The organism is Streptomyces sp. NPDC021749, from assembly GCF_040640655.1.
GTDB lineage: Bacteria > Actinomycetota > Actinomycetes > Streptomycetales > Streptomycetaceae > Streptomyces.
Genome location: NZ_JBFACE010000029.1, coordinates 15,355 through 33,128 on the forward strand (window position 1 = coordinate 15,355; position 17,774 = coordinate 33,128).

Sequence of the window (17,774 nt, forward strand, 5' to 3'; positions counted from 1 at the left end):
CGGGGTCAGGGCAGCCTCCAGTCGACGGGCGCCGCGCCCTGCCGGGCCAACAGGTCGTTCGCCCGGCTGAACGGGCGGGAGCCGAAGAAGCCCCGGTCGGCGGACATCGGGGAGGGGTGCGCGGACTCGACGGCCGGCAGGTCGCCCAGCAGCGGCCGCAGATTCCGGGCGTCGCGCCCCCACAGGATCGACACCAGCGGACGGCCGCGGGCCACCAGCGCGCGGATGGCCTGCTCGGTGACCTCTTCCCAGCCCTTACCGCGGTGCGCTGCGGGCTTGCGCGGCGCCGTCGTCAGCGCCCTGTTCAGCAACAGGACGCCCTGGCGCGTCCACGGGGTCAGATCGCCGTTGGACGGACGGGGCAGGCCGAGGTCGGAGTGCAGCTCGCGGAAGATGTTCTCCAGGCTCCCGGGCAGCGGACGGACGTCCGGCGCCACCGAGAAGCTGAGCCCGACCGCATGCCCCGGGGTGGGGTAGGGGTCCTGCCCGACGATGAGCACCCGCACCTCGTCGAACGGCTGCTGGAAGGCGCGCAGCACGTTGCTGCCGGCCGGCAGATAGGTGCGCCCCTGGGCGATCTCTGCCCGCAGGAAGTCGCCCATCGCGGCGATCCGGTCGGCGACGGGCTCCAGCGCTTTGGCCCAGCCTGATTCGACGATGTCTTGAAGAGGTCGTGCAGCCACGGGCTCACCCTACTGGCCGAGGCCCCGTCCCCTTCAATTCCGGTTCCCTCGACGGACCGCTCCCGGCGGACCGCACCCGGCCCGCGCCCGGCCCGAGCCCGGAGCGCCCCAACCCCCGTACGGCGCCCCGCAGTTCCTCCTTCCGGAGGTGCCGGTGGCTTCCGTAGGCATCGGTGGCAGCACCGCTCACCTGCTCGCCCAGGCCCCCTTGCCCGGCGCATTTCCTTGCTCACGCCACCGCCGCTGCCCGGACGCACAGCACGTCCGGCAGATGGGAGGCGAGCTGCCGCCAGCTGTCGCCGTCGTCCGCGCTGGCGTACACCTCGCCGTTGCGATTGCCGAAATACACCCCTGCGGGATCGGCGTCGTCGACGGAGAGGGCGTCGCGCAGCACCGTGCCGTAGTGGTCCTCCGCGGGGAGGCCGTGGCTCAGCGCCTCCCAGCTTCCGCCGGCATCGGAGGTGCGGTAGACCCGGCAGCGGTGCTCAGCGGGCACCCGGTCGATGTCGGCCGTGATGGGGAAGAGGTAGGCGACATCGCCGCGGTGCGGATGGGCGGCCACCGCGAAGCCGAAGTCGGAGGGCAGACCGGCGCCGATGTCCGTCCACTGCGCGCCCGCGTCGTCGCTGCGGTAGACACCCCAGTGGTTCTGCAGATAGAGCCGGTCGCGGTCGACCGGGTCCTGGGCGATCTTGTGGACGCACTGGCCGAACTCCGGATGCTGGTCCGGCAGGAAGACCGCCTTGACGCCCTTGTTGGACGGCGCCCAGCTGGCACCGCCGTCCAGGGTGCGGAACACCCCGGCCGTGGACACCGCGACGGTGACCGCGTCGGCGTCCCGCGGGTCCGTGATCACGGTATGGACCGCCAGTCCGCCGCCGCCCGGTACCCACTGCTCATGGCTCGGGTGCTCCCACAGCGCCCGGACCAGCTCGAACGTCTCACCGCAGTCCTCGGAGCGGAACAGTCCGCCGGGCTCGGTGCCGGCGTACACCACGTCCGGGGCGGCCGGGCCCGCCGGATGCAGCTGCCACACCCGCTCCAGCGAAGTCCCGGTGTCCTTGGGGTACTTGACCGCGGGGCGGGCGGGCTCCTGCCAGCTCTCGCCCAGATCGTCGGAGTGGAACACCGACGGGCCCCAATGGGTGCTGTCGGCCCCGGCCAGCAGCCGGGGGGTCGCACGGCGGGTGTCGATCCCGAGGGAGTACACCGCCTGCGAGGGAAAATGCGGACCGCTCAATTCCCATGCACCGCGCCGTCGCCGGCCGATGAAGAGCCCTTTGCGGGTGCCCACCGCGAGTAGTACGTCAGTCATGGCCCGAACCTCCGGGACGCCGTTGTCTCAGATAGTGGCAAGTCTGCACCCGACCACTGACAACGGCGTCCCGGAACGCGTCCGCGCAGGTCGGACGGGGTGCTACGGCGTGCCGCGCCCCGCCGCGCGAGATGTCGGACCGGCTCAGACGGCGCGGTGGTACGGCTGCGGAACCCGGACCTCGGCGCCCAGCTCCTTCGCCGCGTGCTGCGCGAAGCTGGGGGAGCGCAGCAGCTCCCGGCCGAGCAGCACGGCGTCCGCCTGGCCGTCCGCGATGATCTTCTCCGCCTGCCGGGCCTCGGTGATCAGCCCGACGGCGCCCACCGCCAGGCCGGTCTCCTTCTTGACGCGCGCGGCGAACGGCACCTGGTAGCCCGGACCGGCGGTGATCTTGGCGTCCGGGGCGTTGCCGCCGGTGGAGGTGTCCAGCAGGTCGACGCCGTGCTCCCGCAGGTCCCGGGCGAAGCGCACGGTGTCGTCGGCCGTCCAGCCCGTGCGGTCGTCACCGGTGTCCTCGGTGAGCCAGTCGGTCGCCGAGATCCGGAAGAAGAGCGGCAGCTCGTCCGGCCACTCGGCCCGCACGGCGTCCACGACCTCCAGCGCGAACCGCGTCCGGTTCTCGTACGAGCCGCCGTAGGCGTCGGTGCGCCGGTTGGTGAACGGGGAGAGGAACTGGTTGATCAGGTAGCCGTGCGCCCCGTGGATCTCGGCCACCTCGAAGCCGGCCGCCAGCGCCCGGCGCGCGGTCGCCCCGAACTGCCCGACGAGTTCCTGGATCTGCGCCACGGACAGCTCCGCCGGCGTGGTGAACCCCTCGTCGAACGGCAGCGGGCTCGGCCCCACCGGCTCCCAGCCGTGCCGCTGACCGGGCAGGATCGGGCCGCCGCGGTTGACCCAGGTGCGCTCGGTGGACGCCTTTCGCCCGGCGTGGGCGATCTGGACGCCCGGGGTGGTGCCCTGGGCCTTGAGGAAGGCGGTGATGCGCCGGAAGGCCTCGGTCTGGGTGTCGTTCCACAGTCCGAGGTCGTACGGGCTGATCCGGCCGTCGGGGCGCACCGCGGTCGCCTCGGTGAGGATCAGCCCGGTGCCGCCCGTCGCCCGCGCGGCCAGGTGCTGGAAGTGCCAGTCGTTGGGCGCCCCCTCCTCCGGGCCGTCGGCCGCCGCGGAGTACTGGCACATCGGCGCCATCCAGAGGCGGTTCGGGATGGTCAGCGACCGAAGGGTGATGGGCTCGAACAGTGCGCTCACGGCGGGCTCCTGTGCCTGGGTGTGCCGGGAAGGACGGGAGCCGGACCGGCCCCTGCTCGTACGATAAACACCGTACTACGGTGGATGTCAAACTACGATGCTTCTCGTACAATGAGCGTGCGGACCGGGCGTCAGGGCCCCGGAACCCGGAGAGCGGGCCCGCAGACCCCACAGGAGCCGTGATGCCGACCGATACGACTTCCCCGGGCGCCGTGCCGGGACCGCGCACGCTCGCGCACCCGGCCCGCGAGGAGATCCGGCTCGCCGACGTCCTGCACGCCCTCGCCGACCCGATGCGGCTGCGGATCGTGTGCCGGCTCGCCGCCGCCGAGGGCGAGCTGAGCTGCGCGGACATCGAGCTCCCGGTCAGCAAGTCGACCTGTACGCACCACTTCCGGGTGCTGCGGGAGCACGGCGTGATCCAGCAGTTCTACCGGGGCACGGCCAAGATGAACGGGCTGCGCACGGCCGACCTGGAAGCGCTCTTCCCCGGCCTGATCGACGACGTCCTGCGGGCCGCCGACCTCCAGGAGCGCCGGCTCGGGGAACGCTGACGCCGGCCCCGCCCGCTCTCAGCGGGTCAGGCCCGCCGCCCGGGCCGCCTCCAACAGGCCGGACCAGTCCGGCAGTTTGACCGTTCCGCGCCCCAGCCCCCGGCCCCATTCCGCCTCGGCGGCCTCGATGGCGAGCCACCCCGGCCACAGCACCGGCTGCTGCCCCGCCCGGGCCAGCGCGGCCACCGGGTCCCCGGCCGACGCCCGGCCCGCCAGACCGGCCGCGTCCGCCAGCAGCGACTGTGCGGTCTCCTTGGCGCACGGCCGGTTCGTGCCGATCACCCCCGTAGGGCCCCGCTTGATCCAGCCCGCCACATAGACACCGGGCAGCGGCACCCCGTCCCGCAGCACCCGCCCCGCGGAGTGCGGCACCGTCCCGGTCGCCTCGTCGAACGGCAGCCCCGGCTGCGGCGTCCCCCGGTAGCCGACCGAACGCAGCACCAACTGCCCCTCGATCTCCTCGAATCGGCCGGTTCCGGTGACCCCGCCCCGCCCGTCCGGCGCGGTCCGCTCGAACCGGACGGCCCGCACCCCGCCGGCGTCCCCGAGGATCTCCACCGGCCGCAGGAAGAACCGCAGATGGATCCGGCGCCGCCGGCCCACCGGAGCGCCACTGCCGGCCGGCCGCTCCGCCCAGCCGCGCAGCACCTCGACGTTGCGCCGGGCCACCGCCGGCAGGCCCGCGGGGTCGCCGTACGCCGGGTCCAGCGCCAGCTCCTCCGGCCGCACCAGCACCTCCGTACCCGGCAGCGACCCCAGCTCGCGCAGCTCCTTGGTGGTGAACTTGGCCTGGGAGGGCCCGCGTCGGCCCACCATCCACACGTCCTCGACCCGGCTGTCCGCGAGCGCGCCCAGGGGCCCCTGCGGCATGTCGGTGGCGGCCAGCTCGGCGGCCGCCCGCGAGAGCATTCGCGCCACGTCCACCGCCACGTTCCCCACCCCGATCACGACGGCCGACCGGGCGGTGAGGACGAAGCGGTTCGCGGCCGCGTCCGGGTGCGCGCTGTACCAGGCGACGAACTCGGTCGCCGGATGGCTGCCGGGCAGGTCCTCGCCGGGGATGCCCAGATGCCGGTCGGTGGCCGCGCCCACGCAGAACACCACCGCGTCGAAGATCTCCCGCAGCTCCTCGACCCCCAGCCCCGGAGCCCCCGCCTCCACGTTCCCCACGAAGCGCACCCGGGGGTTCTCCAGCACCGTACGCAGGTTGTTCTGCAGCGATTTGATCTTTTCGTGGTCGGGTGCGACGCCGTAGCGCACCAGGCCGTACGGGCACGGCAGCCGGTCCAGGACGTAGACCTCGATGTCCGGCACGGCCTCCTGCTCGACGAGGGACTGGGCGGTGTAGACGCCGCTGGGTCCCGAACCGATCACTGCGACACGAAGCACGAGTGGCCCCTTTCGCGGGATAACCCCAGGATCGCACCCGCAAGCGCGCGACGGGAGATGCGCTATCGGGGTTGCTCCCGGTGGGATGAGCGTGCCGCGCTACTGGGCCGGGTGGGCTGGAGGCTAGGTTTTCAATGTGTCGGAAAGTGACTTTTATACCGTTAATCACCGATATGAAGCCCAGGGCGCGCCACGGGGGTGGCCCACGTGGGAGCTGCAGGCGCACGGCTCGGCCGCGCCCGCGCGCACGCCCGCCGCACCGGACGGGCCGGCCGGCCCGACCGACCCCCGGCTCGACCCGCTGGGCCCCTGGTGCAGCGCCCGGCTGACGTTCGCCGACGGCGCCCGCATCGACGTCCTCGTGACGGTCTCCGACGATCACATCACCGTCGAGGACGTACGGGCCGACCCGCCGCTCACCCTGGACGGCCTGGCCGACCTGGCCCGCTGGATCGAGGGCCCCCTGGACGACGCGTTCCGGGCGGCCACCGGACGCCCGCGGAAGCACCGCCCGACACCCCGCCAGCCCGGCCCGGCCGCCGGCTCACCGGAGCGGATGGTCCGCCCGCCGGGCACGCCCACGACGGGCCCGGCACAGCGTCCACCGGTCGACGCTGCGGCCGCGTCACCGACCGGCCGGACCGCCGGCGGGACGGGCGCCTCGCCGGCCGGCCCGACGGCGGAAGGGCCGCCCAACGGCCCGGCGGCCCCCACGGGGTCGATGACGGGACCCGCCCGGGTCGCCGAACCACCGGCGCCGCCCGCCGGGCAGTCGGCGCCGCCCGCCGGGCAGCCGGCCGACGCGGAAGAGGCGGCGGAAGCGGAGACAGCGGCGGAGACGGAGGCGGCGGCGGAGGCGGCCGGCAGGGGAGAAGCGGCAGGTCCCGAGGACGGGGAGCGCGCTGAGGCAGCGGGGGAGGGGCCTGCCGCGGCGGGCGAGTGCGCCGGGACGGGGGAGCGGGCCGCGGACGGGACGGGCAAGGTCGCGGCGCAGGCGGACGGGGCCGAGGCGCGCCCCCGCTCGGCGCCGCTCGCCCGCAAACGGGTCGCCGAGCGCCGCAAACTCGCCGCGGACGCCTACCGGCAGGCCCAGCGGGAGGGGCGCGACCCGGTGCTGGCCGTCATGCTCGCCACCGGACGCAACCGCCGGCGTTCCCTGCGGCTGATCGCCGGCGCCCGCGACGAGGGCCTCTTGACGCCGCGTCACAACAAGCGCTGACCCCTTCGCGGAGGTCCCGACGGCATCTCGGACGGCCGGGGCGTGGTCGTGCCCCGTTCCCTCCGAACTGCCGGCCTCAATTGCTCGTCAACTGCGGCGAGTTGGCGCGCGGCCGGGCCGCCGCGGCGGGCTCCTCGCCCGGCGGGACGCCCAGCTCCCAGTCCAGCCCGTACCGCTGGAACAGCTCGGCCCGCAACCGGGCCTGCGGCATCGGGGCGCCCGGCAGCAGCATCGGCACCACCGCGCCCATCAGCAGGGCCCGCAGCAGCGGATAGTCGGTGTCCGGGTCCGCGGAGCCGTACGCCACGACCGTCTCCCGCAGCAACTGCGCCAGCCGCTGCTGCTCGGGGCACTGGATGAACCCCTCGGCCGTCAGGATCCCCGCCATGTGCGTACGCATCAGCAGCGCCCTGTCATGCGCCAGTCCGAGGATCGCGTCGATGGCCCGGGCCAGCAGTTCCCGCCCCGTGTCCGGCCCGGTGGGCCGTGGTTCGCGTTCCAGTGCCGCCTGCAGGGTGAGGTGCATCAGCCGGTGCACCGCGGACTGCAACAGCTGCCGCTTGCCCGGGAAGTAGTACGAGATCAGCCCGCGCGCCGCCCCGGCCCGCTGGGCGATGTCCCCGAGCGTCGTCGCCTCGTAGCCGCGCTCCCCTACCAGATCGACCGTCGCTTGCAACAGCCGCTCGCGGGAGCGCCGCCGCAATTCTTCGTTGACCGATGCGCTGCGGGGGGACATCCTGTAACTCCTGCGTTGACTGGCTGGGAGCCAATATACTCAGACGGTCACCGGAAGTCCGTCCCCTCGGGCGGATCCGGGGAGCTGCCTGATTCGGGCGACGCGGGGGATCGCCCGAATCGGGCGCAGGTGCGGGCGGAGTTGGCCTCGTGATCTGCGTCGTGCCAGGTCATGGGGTTAACCCCGATGCACGCCACGTCGCAGGTTCAACCCTCTCCGGTCGGCTCTGATCATACCCATGCCGACTCGTCGCCGTCTCGTCTGATGACTCGTCAGATCACGTTCGTGTGCGCAGGGTTTCGTGTGCGCAGGGGTAAGGGCCCGTCAGCGCTCGCGAGCCCTGACGGGCTGGTTGTCCGCGCGCCCCTGAAGCACCATGACGTTCCTCAGTGACGGGCGGTGGATCACTTCACTCATCCGACCGTCTCGTGCACATCCCTGCTCGGGCGTTACCGGTTTCTGTTGTGCCGTGGGCTGACCGGCGCAGCGATCAGTGCCGGGACGGGGGTGGCGGTTCCGCGTCGGTATGTCTGCGGGACCGAAGGGTGGCGAGGCCGAAGGCCAGTCCTCCGGCGATGAACCAGGGGTTCCACAGGACCAGCGTCCAGGCCCGCTGTCCCGCGCTCACGGAAGCGTCCAGGTGCGCTGAGTCGGTCAGCAGCAGTACCTCGATACCGATGCCACGGGCCAGCAGGAGGGCACTGACGCCCCGTCCCAGCCACCTTGCCAGCAGGGCGGGGACACCTTGGAGCCCGGGCCGGGCAAGCAGCCACGCCAGCAGGGCGCCGAGGAGGCAGAGCACGCCCACGCCCCACAAACCGGCTACGACGAACCACAGCGGGCGCTCGGTGGCCAGCGGACCGGCGGAGAGGCTCAGCCCCGCATCACCGCCGACGGCCCAGTAGAAGTGCAAGCCGGCGAACGCGGTCGCCCACAGGCAGGCGAGACGCCCCCACAGCGTGGCCGGTGCTGCGTCCGTTCCCTCCGGTGGGCGTCTCACCGCCGGCCCTCACCGGTGTCGCACCCGTCAGCGCACGGGCTGCCCGCTTCCCGCGGCATCACGATGAACGCGGTGCCCTTGGCCAGGTCGATGCTGGAGCGAGGCGGCGCACCGTCGCTCTCGTCGTCCCGCCGCAGCAGCTCCACCCGCCGCTGCTCCAGCTCCACCGTCTTGTTCCCGTTCACGACCGCCGTGAATTCATCGAAGGCCGTGTTCGACAACGACCGCCCCGTGCGCCGACGGAGCCAAGGGATCAAGCCCAGCCCCGTGAACCCTCGCCACACGCCCTCCACCAGGGCGAACAAGACCAGCAGACACACGAACGCCGGGAACGACATCAGCCACATCGTCACAGCAGCGTCACCGCGCCGTACGGCACCCCACAGGGCCGGCTTCCCAACTCGCGGGCCATGCGCGCTGCCCCGGGGGGCACGGACCGCTCGGTCCCCTCGGCCGCCGTCGTGGGGCTCATCTCGCTGATTGCCATGGGATCACTGTTCTGGATCCGCAGCGCCCGGGGATCGGGCCGGCGCATGATCCGCCTCCCCCGTGCGGCGGAGGCGCCGCCACGGAGATCCACCGCACGGCGGAGGCGTTCCTACGGGCAGCGAGCGCCCGGCCCGCCGCGCGGGCCGGGCCAGCTCCTCGTCGGGGCGTTGCGTTCGCGTGCCGGACCAACCGACTCGAAGGCGCAGGGCAGTGGCCACGAGGTACGACGAGCTCTCCGTGCGCTACGAGGCGACGGTGCTGGTCGCAGCCGTGACCGAGTGGCTGTGACCAGCGCCGTCGCAACGGCCCTCAGACGACGTCGAATTCGTTGCCCTCGGGGTCCTGCATGGCGGTGGCGTAGAACCCCATGTCCGGCTCATCCTTGACCCGCAGCACGGTGGCACCGGCTTTGACCAGCCGTTCCACCGTAGCCTTGACCCGCTGGGTGCGGACGTCCCATGGGACGTCACGGCCCCCACCGACCTTCAGGTCGAAGTGCCACCGGTTCTTGGCGGCCTTCGCCTCCGGAACCTGCTGGAACCACACCCTCGGCCCACGTCCCGCGGGATCGATGATCGACTCGGGAATATCCCCGGCACCGGCCGGCAACTCCGCCTCGGGCACCCCCACCGCCGCCCAGTAAGCACGCCACGTGGCGTGCCCGCCCGGCGGAGGCTCGGGCACGTAGCCCAGGGCCTCGGCCCAGAAAGTCACCATTCTCTGCGGATCGGAGCAGTCGATCGTCAGCTGCACTGTCATCTCCATGGCCGGAGCATCCCAGACAGGTCTGACAGCCGATCCACTTTCGCAACAGGCCCTGGCTCAGCGGCAGAAGGAGCGCGGCGCCTCCGGCTCTCCGGGTGTCGGTCATGGTCGTGACCTTGCCGACCTTGGTGCCGGTCCCTGAACCGCTTCGCATCTCAGGCGGGCTGACCCCGCATCAGGTCGGAACGCGGGGGCGCAGGCCGTCGAGGATGGACGCCGCGCCGGTTCAGGCCCGCATGCCGCCGTCGACCCGGAGGACGGTGCCCGTGACGTAGGAGGCGCGGTCGCTGAGGAGCCAGGCGGCGGCCTGGGCGATCTCCTCCGGATCGGCGGCCCGGCCCAGCGGGGTCTGGGCGTTGAGCTGGTCGATGATGCCGGGGGTCCGCTCGTCCCACTCGTGCAGCATCTCGGTGAGCGTGGTGCCCGGCGCGACGGCGTTGACGCGGATGCCTTCCGGGCCGTAGGTGGCGGCTGCCGACGCGGTGAGGCTGTCGACCGCCCGCTTCGCCGCCCCGTAGGCGGGCAGCCAGGGGTTGGCCATCACGGCGCCGACGCTGGAGGTGTTGACGATGGCCCCGCGCCGGGCGGTGGCGCGGATGGCGGCGACCTCGGCGGTCATGGCCAGCCACGGGCCCTTGAAGTTGACGGCGCAGACGTGGTCGAAATCGGCCTCCGACAGCTGGTCCATCGGGCCGGGCGGCTGCGCCGTCGCGCCGTTGTTGAAGGCCACGTCGAGCCGGCCGTACAGCTCCACGGACCGCTCGACGGCGGCCCGGACGCTCGCCGGGTCGGCCAGGTCGCACACCACGTACTCCGCGGTGCCGCCGACCGCCCGGATCTCCTCGGTGACCGCCTTGAGCTGGCTCTCCGTACGGGCCGCGAGGAGCACCCGGGCGCCCTCCCGGGCGAACAGCCGTGCCGCTGCCGCGCCGATTCCGCGGCCGGCGCCGGTGAGGAAGGCGACCTTGCCGGCGAGCAGGCCGGAGGCCCCCGAGGCCGCAGAGGCCTCCGAAGACGCAGAGGCCCCCGAGGCCGCAGAGGTTCCGGAGGCCGCAGAGGTTCCGCAGGTCTCCGAGGGGGCGGTGGTGATCGGTGTGTTGTTCATGCCGACGAGCCTGGGTCCGGCGGCTGTGCTCATCCAGGCACCGGCAGTACCTGGATGGGGGCCGCGGCGCCCGCGCACACTGGGGGGATGGATCGACGAGTGCGACGTGAGCTTGGTGACTTCCTGCGCAGCAGACGCGAACGCATCACCCCCGCCGACGTGGGACTCCCCGCCGGGCCGCGCCGCCGCACCCCGGGACTGCGCCGCGAGGAGGTGGCGCAACTGGCGTTCATCTCGACCGAGTACTACGCGCGCCTGGAGCAGGCCCGCGCCGCCCACCCCTCCCGCGAGGTGCTGGCCCAGCTCGCCCGCGCGCTGCGCCTGTCGGACGCCGAGCGCGACCACCTCCACCACCTCGCCGGTGCCCCGCCAGGACCCCCGCCCGGGCCGTCGCGGGAGGTGCGGCAGAGCATCGTCGACCTGCTGCACCGGCTGCCGGAGGCCGCGGCGCTGGTGATGTCGGCGACGTACGAGGTCCTCGCCTGGAACGACCTGGCCGCCGCCCTGATGGAGGACTTCTCGGCCCTCCCGCCCCGGGACCGCAACCTCGTCCGGCGCACCTTCCTCGGCCCCTACCGGGACCACCGGCGGCTGTACGGCGTCTCGGACGCGGACGAGTTCGCCCGGACCTCGGCCCAGCACCTGCGGGCCGCCGCGGCCCGCTACCCCCACGACCCGGAGGTGACCGGTCTGGTCGAGGAACTCCTCGCCGGCAGCGAGGAGTTCGCCCGGCTCTGGGCCGCGCACGACGTCACCGACCGTCCCACCCTCTGCAAGACCTTCGAGCACCCCCTCGTCGGCCCGGTGTCCGTCCGCTGCGACGTCCTGGACATCGCCGACCGGGACCAACGCGTCGTCATCTACACCGCCGCCCCCGGCTCGCCGTCGGAAGAGGCGATGCGGCTGCTGTCGGTCGTCGGCACGCAGCGCCTGGAGGTGCCCGGCTGACCGGCCGACGGCGGTGGCGGAGCGTCCGTGCGGTGAACTGACGGGAAACTCTCGGAGCCGGTCCGGGAGAAGGGGTGTTCGGAGGCGGAGCGCTGCCTAGCATGGGGGCGGGCGCCGTCGGGTGGACCCGGACCGGACCAGGAGAAGGCCAGGAGCAGCATGAGAGCCACCGCGCGGACCAGGGCCGTCGGTGCCGTACTGGTCGTCGGCGGGCTGGTGGCCGGACTGGCGCTGGTGGGCGGGGCCGACGACGCGGGGGCGGGACGCGCCGCACCGGACGGACTGCCGCACACCCGCATCGAGGTGTCGCCCGGTGGGTGCGGCCGCGGATGGCGGCATCCGCGCCCCGGCTTCCAGGTCTTCGACCTGCACAACACCTCCGACACCGCCGCCGAGGTCTACCTCAAGAACCCCGCCGACGGCTCGGTCCACGGCGAGGTGGAGGGCATCGGGCCCGGCACCACCCGCCAGTTGCGGGTCCGGCTGGGCCGGGGCGCGTACGCCTTCATGTGCCTGCCGGACGACGCGAACGCGGTCACCGGGCCGACGGTGCGGATCGCGGGCGGCGGCCCGGCCGGCCCCGCGGCGGCCCCGGTCACCGAGCACGATCTGATCCCCCCGGCGCTCGCCTACCAGAAGTGGGTCGCCAAGGGCCTGGACGGTCTCGTCGGCAGGACCGGGCGGCTGCGGGACGCCCTGGCGGACGGCGACCGCGCGGCGGCCGAGGACGCCTGGCTGTCCGCGCACCTCGCCTACGAACGGCTGGGGGCGGCCTACGGGGCGTTCGGCGAGGCGGACGGGAAGATCAACGGCACCACCGCCGGCCTGCCGGACGGCGTCCGCGACCCGGCCTTCACCGGCTTCCACCGGATCGAGTACGGGCTGTGGCACGGACGGTCCACCGACTCCCTGCGCGGGCCGGCCACCGCACTCGCCGATGCCGTCAAGACGCTGCGGGACGACTGGGCCGAGGCCCGGATGGAACCGGCGGACCTCGGCCTGCGGGCCCACGAGATCCTGGAGAACACCCTCCAGTTCGAGCTGACCGGACGGACCGACTACGGCAGCGGCAGCAACCTCGCCACCGCCCGCGCCAACCTCGACGGCACCCGTGCCGTGCTCGCCCGGCTCCGCCCTCTGCTCGTCACCCGCTACCCCGAACTCCCCGCGCTGGAACGCCGGTTGGACCGGGCAGGGAAAGTGCTCGACGGCTTCCACCGGGACGGGCGCTGGACGCCGCTGGACCGACTGGACCGCCGGCAGCGGGAGCGTACCGACGCGGTGCTGGGAGACCTGGTGGAACGGCTGGCGTCGGTGGCGACGCTGTGCGACGCGCGCAGGACGGTGTGAGCGGGATGAGCGGCGTGAACGGAGTCGGGAGACGGGGGTTCCTGCGCGGCGCGGCCCTCGCCGGGGCCGGGCTGGCGGCCGGCGGGGCGGCGCCCGCACAGGGTTCGCCGCAGAACGACGTCACGGTGCCGGTGCCCGGCTCCGCGCTCGGGATCACGACCGCACCCCCGGTGCCGTTCCACGGTCCGCACCAGTCCTCGGTGCTCGCCCCGACCCGCCGGGTCACGGCCTTCACGGCGTTCGACGTCACCGCCGGCGACCGCGGTGAGCTGGCCGAGCTGCTGCGCACCCTCACCGCCCGGGCCCGGTTCCTGACCGGCGGCGGCACACCGGCGGACCCCGGAATCACCGGCCCGCCCGCCGGCTCCGGCATCCTCGGACCACTGCCGCCCGCCGGCGCACTGACGGTGACGGTCGGTGTGGGCGCGTCCCTCTTCGACGACCGGTTCGGACTGCACGGCCACGCACCGCGCCGCCTCACGGCCATGCCGACCTTCCCCGACGACGACCTCCGGCCCGAGTGGTGCCACGGCGATCTGAGCCTCCAACTGTGCGCCGACGACACCGACACCGTGCTGCACGCCCTGCGGGACATCGCCCGGCACACCCGGGGCGGCATGCAGGTGCGCTGGCGGATGGACGGCTTCAGCAGCCCGCCCCGCCCCTCCGGCACCTCCCGCAACCTCATGGGCTTCAAGGACGGCACGGCCAACCCGGACGCCGGGTCCGTCCGGGAGATGGACCGGCTGGTCTGGGCCGGCCGGGACTCCGGTGAACCGGCCTGGGCGGCCGGCGGCAGCTACCAGGTGGTGCGGCTGATCCGGATGCTGGTGGAGTTCTGGGACCGGGTGTCGCTGACCGAACAGGAGCGGATGTTCGGCCGCAACCGTGAGACCGGGGCGCCCCTGGACGGCAACCACGAACACGACGTCCCGCACTACCCCGGCGACCCCAAGGGCGACGTCATCCCCCTGGACAGCCACATCCGGCTGGCCAACCCGCGCACCGCGGACACCGACGGCCAGCGGATCCTGCGCCGCTCCTACAACTACGACCAGGGGGTGGACCGCAACGGCAACCTCGACATGGGCCTGCTGTTCTGCTGTTACCAGCGGGATGTGGCCGCCCAGTTCGAGGCCGTGCAGCACCGGCTCGCCGGCGAACCGCTGACGGACTACCTCACCCCGTTCGGCGGCGGGTACTTCTACGCACTGCCCGGCGTCCGCGACGCCTCGGACTGGTACGGCCGGGCCCTGCTCACCTGACCGACGCCCCGCCGGCCGCAAAGGGTCAACACCCGGTCAAGCTTTGGCCCGGCTTACCTGACTCAGTGTTCACCCGCCCGTCATCATGGCTCTGCCGAGCCGCTGCCCGCCCGGCCGAGCATCCGGGCGTACAGCACCACCACGTCCCCGTCCGAAGGATGTAACGAGCATGGCAAGCAGGGGAAGACGAGCGGCGATACGGGGCCTGGGAGCCCTTGCGGGCGCCGCGGCCCTCACCGTCCTGGGCACCGGGGTGCCGTCCTGGGCCGCCGGGCACCAGCCCGCCCCCTCCCGTACGGCCACCCCCATCAAGCACGTGGTCGTGCTCTTCGACGAGAACATCTCGTTCGACCACTACTTCGCGACGTACCCCAAGGCCGCGAACACCGACGGCACCCGCTTCACGCCGTCCCCGCGCACGCCCCGGGACATCGACAACCTGCGCACCGCCGGTCTGCTCAAGCACAACCCCAACCAGTACGCGCCCAAGCGGCTCACCCCGCAGCAGGCCATGACCTGCGACCAGAACCACGACTACGGGCCCGAGCAGTACGCGTACAACGGCGGGAAGGCCGACCGGTTCGTCCAGAACACCGACTCGGGCAAATGCTCCGGCGGCCTCTTCGGCGAGCCCGGACTGGTGATGGACTACTACGACGGCAACACCGTCACCGGGCTGTGGAACTACGCCCAGCACTACGCCCTCAACGACCGCTCCTTCAGCACCACGTACGGCCCGTCCACCCCCGGGGCCCTCAACCTGGTCTCCGGGCAGACCCACGGCGTCGTCTCCATGGACCCGGCCTCCGGTACGGAGCACCCGCGGCAGACCGACAAGCCCGATCCGCACGCCGTGCAGTCGCCCGACGCGCACGGCGTCGGCACGATCGTCAACGACCCCGACCCGGCGTACGACGACTGCTCCAACAAGGACCACACCGGCAAGAACGCGGTCGCCGCGATGCAGGGCCGCAACATCGGCGACCTGCTCACCGCGCGGCACGTCAGCTGGGGTTGGTTCCAGGGCGGCTTCCGGCCCAGCACCCCGTGGGACGGCCAGGACGGCCACTACGCGAAGTGCGGCGGCACCACCCACGCCAACGTCGGGGGCGCTGCGGTCGTCGACTACAGCCCGCACCACGCGCCGTTCCAGTACTACCGGTCCACCGCGAACCCGCACCACCTGCCGCCGAAGAGCGTCGACGAGATCGGTCACGCCGGGCCGGCCAACCACAACTACGACCTGACCGACTTCGACGCCGCCCTGAAGGCGGGCAAGCTGCCGGCGGTCAGCTTCGTCAAGGCCCCCGCGTACCAGGACGGTCACGCCGGTTACTCCGACCCGGTCGACGAACAGCACTTCCTCGTCGACCGGATCAACCGCATCCAGCAGTCGCCGCAGTGGAAGGACACCGCCGTCGTCGTCGCCTACGACGACTCCGACGGCTGGTACGACCACGCCTACGTGAAGCCGCGCAACGGCTCCAAGGACACCTCGACCGGCTCCAACGGCAAGGCCACCGACAGCCCGGCCTGCCAGGCGGGCCCCGCGGCCGCCGGCGGCTACGCGGACCGCTGCGGCCCCGGCACCCGGCAGCCGCTCCTGGTGATCTCCCCGTACAGCAAGGTCAACAAGATCGACCACACCCGCACCGAGCAGACCTCCCTCATCAAGTTCATCGAGGACAACTGGCACACCGGGCGGATCGGCGACGCCGCCTTCGACACCCGGGCCGGCTCCCTGAAGGGCATGTTCGACTTCCGGCACCCCAACAACAAGCAGGTGCTGCTCGACAAGGACGGCTCGGTCAGGTCGGTCGGCCCGATCCGGCCCGTCGCCCCGGTCGCGACCACCATCGACCCGGGCCCGGCCCTGCAGAACACCGCCTCGGCCACCGACTCCCCGGCGTTCCCCGTGCTCCCGGCGGCGATCGGCGCGGCGGTGGTGGCGGCCGGCGCGACCGGCACCGTCCTGGCGCTGCGCCGCCGCCGGACCCACGGGGCTGCCTGACCCACAGGGCCACCTGACACCGGAGGAGACCGCCCCGGTGACCGCGTCCGGCCGGACACGGTCACCGGGGCGTCCGCCGTCGCACGGGGACAATTCCGGTTGCCGGTACGGCAAAGGAGGAGAGGCGGCCTCATCTGCCGGGCTCTAGCGTGAAGAGAGGGCCAACGCTTTTCTCCGTACGGGAGCGCACGGCACGAAGCACAGGCGACGGAGCGAGGGGTGTGAGCGGGATGACCGAGGTCACCGAGCACGGGTCGCGGAACGCCGGGACCCTCGGGCGGACGACCATCGCCGACGGCGTGGTGGCGAAGATCGCTTATCTGACGGCCGGTGAGGTGGTCGGTGTGCACGCCCTGGGCAGCGGGTTCGCGCGGTCCATGGGCGAGCTGCGCAAGCGGGTGCCCGGCGGAGGATCGGCCGGCACCCACGGGGTCAGGGTCGAGGTCGGCGAGAAGCAGACGGCCATCGACCTGGACGTCATCGTCGACTACGGCGAGGTGATCCCGGACGTCGGACGGTCGGTCCGCGAGCAGGTCATCGCCGCGGTCGAGCGGATGACCGGTCTTGAGGTCGTGGAGGTCAACATCGCGGTCAGCGACGTGAAACTCCCCGAAGAGGAAGAGGAGGAGACCACCGAGCGGGTCCGGTAGCCGCGGATGAGGCCCCGCCGGGCCCGGGACGGGCCCGGCGGGTGCGATCCGGCCCGCCGGCGCCTGCCTCCTCAGTGCCCGGTCAGCGACTTCGCACCGGGCAGCGGGCACACCGCCACCCCGCGTTGCGCGACGCTGGCCAGGACCAGCCGGCTGCCCGTACGGCAGACCGCGGTGACCATCCGGTACGGCGACCGGGCGGCGCGCAGGTCCCACACCGGGTGGCCGTCGGGGCGCATCCCCAGCACCCGCACCGTCGGATGCGGCGGCGGGAAGGGGCGCACCCGCTGTATCGTCCGCCAGGCCGCGCGCCGCACCGGGCGCGGCAGGGCGTGCACCAGCTCAAGGGCCGGCTGGCGCGGCCCGGCGAGGGCCACCCAGAAGATGCCGTCGTCGGCGAGGGAGATGTTGTCGGGGTAACCGGGCAGGTCCGCGGCCAGGGTCTCGCAGTGGCCGGCCCGCGGCCCGGTGAGCCAGTAGCGGCGCAGCCGGCGGGCGCCGGTCTCGGCCACGACGAGGAACGACCCGTCCGGCGCCAGCGCCACACCGTTGGCGAACTGCAGCCCCGACAGCAGGACTTCGGGCGTTCCGCCGGGCCGCAGCCGCAGCAGCCGACCCGTCCCGAGGTGCTCCAGGATGTCGCCGGGCCACTCGTCCAGGCCGTAGCGGCAGCTGGAGACGGTGAAGTAGACCGTGCCGTCCGGCGCCGCGGTGACATTGCTGCAGAACCGCAGGGGCCCGCCGGCCGCCTCGTCGGCCAGTACCCGGACCGTCCCGTCCCGGGGTGTGAGCCGCAGCAGACCCCGGTAGGCGTCGCAGACGAGCAGCTCGCCACCGGGGAGCGGATGCAGACCGAGCGGCCGGCCGCCGGTGTGGCCCACGGCCTCCGCCCGGGCCGTCCGGTCGGCCGCTCCTGCCTCCGGCAGCCGCACCCGCCAGATCGTGCCGTCCGCGGCGCCCGTCAGCACGCTGCCGTCGGCGTCGGCCACCACGTCCTCGGGCCCCTCGATCCCGGGAGCGACGATCCGCGCCGGCGGGAGCGGCAGC

18 protein-coding genes and 1 pseudogene are annotated in these 17,774 nt (G+C 73.2%); 8 read left to right on the forward strand and 11 right to left on the reverse strand.

All coding sequences use genetic code 11. The features are described 5' to 3' along the window. Nucleotides 1–5 precede the first annotated feature (5 nt). The 3 genes from AB0G35_RS25475 to AB0G35_RS25485 form a co-directional block, all read right to left on the reverse strand. Nucleotides 6–683, reverse strand: coding sequence for a uracil-DNA glycosylase (locus tag AB0G35_RS25475; RefSeq protein ID WP_360953855.1), 678 nt, complete (start codon nt 681–683; stop codon nt 6–8). 229 nt (nt 684–912) lie between these two features. Beyond that, nucleotides 913–1,998, reverse strand: coding sequence for an exo-alpha-sialidase (locus tag AB0G35_RS25480; protein WP_360953858.1), 1,086 nt, complete (start codon nt 1,996–1,998; stop codon nt 913–915). Nucleotides 1,999–2,142: 144 nt separating this feature from the next. After that, nucleotides 2,143–3,246, reverse strand: coding sequence for an NADH:flavin oxidoreductase/NADH oxidase (locus AB0G35_RS25485; protein ID WP_360953861.1), 1,104 nt, complete (start codon nt 3,244–3,246; stop codon nt 2,143–2,145). A gap of 182 nt (nt 3,247–3,428) precedes the next feature. On the opposite strand from AB0G35_RS25485, the gene AB0G35_RS25490 reads away from it, so the two are divergent. Beyond that, on the forward strand, nt 3,429–3,800 hold the full coding sequence (locus AB0G35_RS25490) for a helix-turn-helix domain-containing protein (protein ID WP_360953864.1): 372 nt from the start codon (nt 3,429–3,431) through the stop codon (nt 3,798–3,800). Nucleotides 3,801–3,818: 18 nt separating this feature from the next. Here the strand turns inward: AB0G35_RS25490 and AB0G35_RS25495 are convergent, their stop codons facing one another. After that, complete coding sequence (locus tag AB0G35_RS25495; protein ID WP_360953867.1) at nt 3,819–5,189, reverse strand: FAD-dependent oxidoreductase; 1,371 nt, start codon at nt 5,187–5,189, stop codon at nt 3,819–3,821. A gap of 361 nt (nt 5,190–5,550) precedes the next feature. Between AB0G35_RS25495 and AB0G35_RS25500 the strand changes: the two are divergent. Further along, nucleotides 5,551–5,703 (forward strand): annotated as a pseudogene (locus AB0G35_RS25500) (DUF6214 family protein); the annotation flags it as partial. Between the two features lie 42 nt (nt 5,704–5,745). Next, nucleotides 5,746–6,408, forward strand: coding sequence for a DUF6214 family protein (locus tag AB0G35_RS25505; RefSeq protein WP_360954094.1), 663 nt, complete (start codon nt 5,746–5,748; stop codon nt 6,406–6,408). 76 nt (nt 6,409–6,484) lie between these two features. Here the strand turns inward: AB0G35_RS25505 and AB0G35_RS25510 are convergent, their stop codons facing one another. The 6 genes from AB0G35_RS25510 to AB0G35_RS25535 all read right to left on the reverse strand — a co-directional run bounded on the left by AB0G35_RS25510 (nt 6,485) and on the right by AB0G35_RS25535 (nt 10,503). Next, entirely contained in the window at nt 6,485–7,144 is a 660-nt protein-coding gene (locus AB0G35_RS25510; RefSeq protein ID WP_360953870.1) for a helix-turn-helix domain-containing protein, read from the reverse strand. A 490-nt stretch (nt 7,145–7,634) separates the two neighbouring features. Continuing rightward, entirely contained in the window at nt 7,635–8,144 is a 510-nt protein-coding gene (locus tag AB0G35_RS25515; protein ID WP_360953873.1) for a DUF3995 domain-containing protein, read from the reverse strand. Further along, complete coding sequence (locus tag AB0G35_RS25520; RefSeq protein WP_360953876.1) at nt 8,141–8,365, reverse strand: DUF6191 domain-containing protein; 225 nt, start codon at nt 8,363–8,365, stop codon at nt 8,141–8,143. Before AB0G35_RS25520 ends, AB0G35_RS25515 begins: the two co-directional genes overlap by 4 nt. Nucleotides 8,366–8,493: 128 nt before the next feature. After that, nucleotides 8,494–8,631, reverse strand: coding sequence for a hypothetical protein (locus AB0G35_RS25525; RefSeq protein WP_360953879.1), 138 nt, complete (start codon nt 8,629–8,631; stop codon nt 8,494–8,496). 311 nt (nt 8,632–8,942) lie between these two features. Next, nucleotides 8,943–9,398 carry a VOC family protein gene (locus AB0G35_RS25530; RefSeq protein ID WP_360953882.1) on the reverse strand — a complete coding sequence of 152 codons (456 nt, stop codon included), beginning with the start codon at nt 9,396–9,398 and terminating at the stop codon, nt 8,943–8,945. A gap of 226 nt (nt 9,399–9,624) precedes the next feature. Next, nucleotides 9,625–10,503, reverse strand: a complete 879-nt coding sequence (locus AB0G35_RS25535; protein WP_360953885.1) for an SDR family oxidoreductase — start codon at nt 10,501–10,503, stop codon at nt 9,625–9,627. 87 nt (nt 10,504–10,590) lie between these two features. On the opposite strand from AB0G35_RS25535, the gene AB0G35_RS25540 reads away from it, so the two are divergent. From AB0G35_RS25540 to AB0G35_RS25560, 5 genes are all read left to right on the forward strand, one after another. After that, nucleotides 10,591–11,451 carry a helix-turn-helix transcriptional regulator gene (locus AB0G35_RS25540; RefSeq protein ID WP_360953888.1) on the forward strand — a complete coding sequence of 287 codons (861 nt, stop codon included), beginning with the start codon at nt 10,591–10,593 and terminating at the stop codon, nt 11,449–11,451. Between the two features lie 159 nt (nt 11,452–11,610). Then, nucleotides 11,611–12,801: an EfeM/EfeO family lipoprotein gene (locus AB0G35_RS25545; RefSeq protein ID WP_360953891.1), complete on the forward strand. Its 1,191-nt coding sequence runs from the start codon at nt 11,611–11,613 to the stop codon at nt 12,799–12,801. Nucleotides 12,802–12,806: 5 nt separating this feature from the next. Further along, nucleotides 12,807–14,066, forward strand: a complete 1,260-nt coding sequence (gene efeB / locus AB0G35_RS25550) for an iron uptake transporter deferrochelatase/peroxidase subunit (protein WP_360953894.1) — start codon at nt 12,807–12,809, stop codon at nt 14,064–14,066. A gap of 169 nt (nt 14,067–14,235) precedes the next feature. Then, nucleotides 14,236–16,077 carry an alkaline phosphatase family protein gene (locus tag AB0G35_RS25555; RefSeq protein WP_360953897.1) on the forward strand — a complete coding sequence of 614 codons (1,842 nt, stop codon included), beginning with the start codon at nt 14,236–14,238 and terminating at the stop codon, nt 16,075–16,077. Nucleotides 16,078–16,307: 230 nt separating this feature from the next. Next, nucleotides 16,308–16,727, forward strand: a complete 420-nt coding sequence (locus AB0G35_RS25560; protein WP_360954097.1) for an Asp23/Gls24 family envelope stress response protein — start codon at nt 16,308–16,310, stop codon at nt 16,725–16,727. Nucleotides 16,728–16,798: 71 nt separating this feature from the next. Here the strand turns inward: AB0G35_RS25560 and AB0G35_RS25565 are convergent, their stop codons facing one another. Further along, nucleotides 16,799–17,773, reverse strand: coding sequence for an SMP-30/gluconolactonase/LRE family protein (locus tag AB0G35_RS25565; RefSeq protein WP_360954100.1), 975 nt, complete (start codon nt 17,771–17,773; stop codon nt 16,799–16,801). Nucleotide 17,774 lies beyond the last annotated feature (1 nt).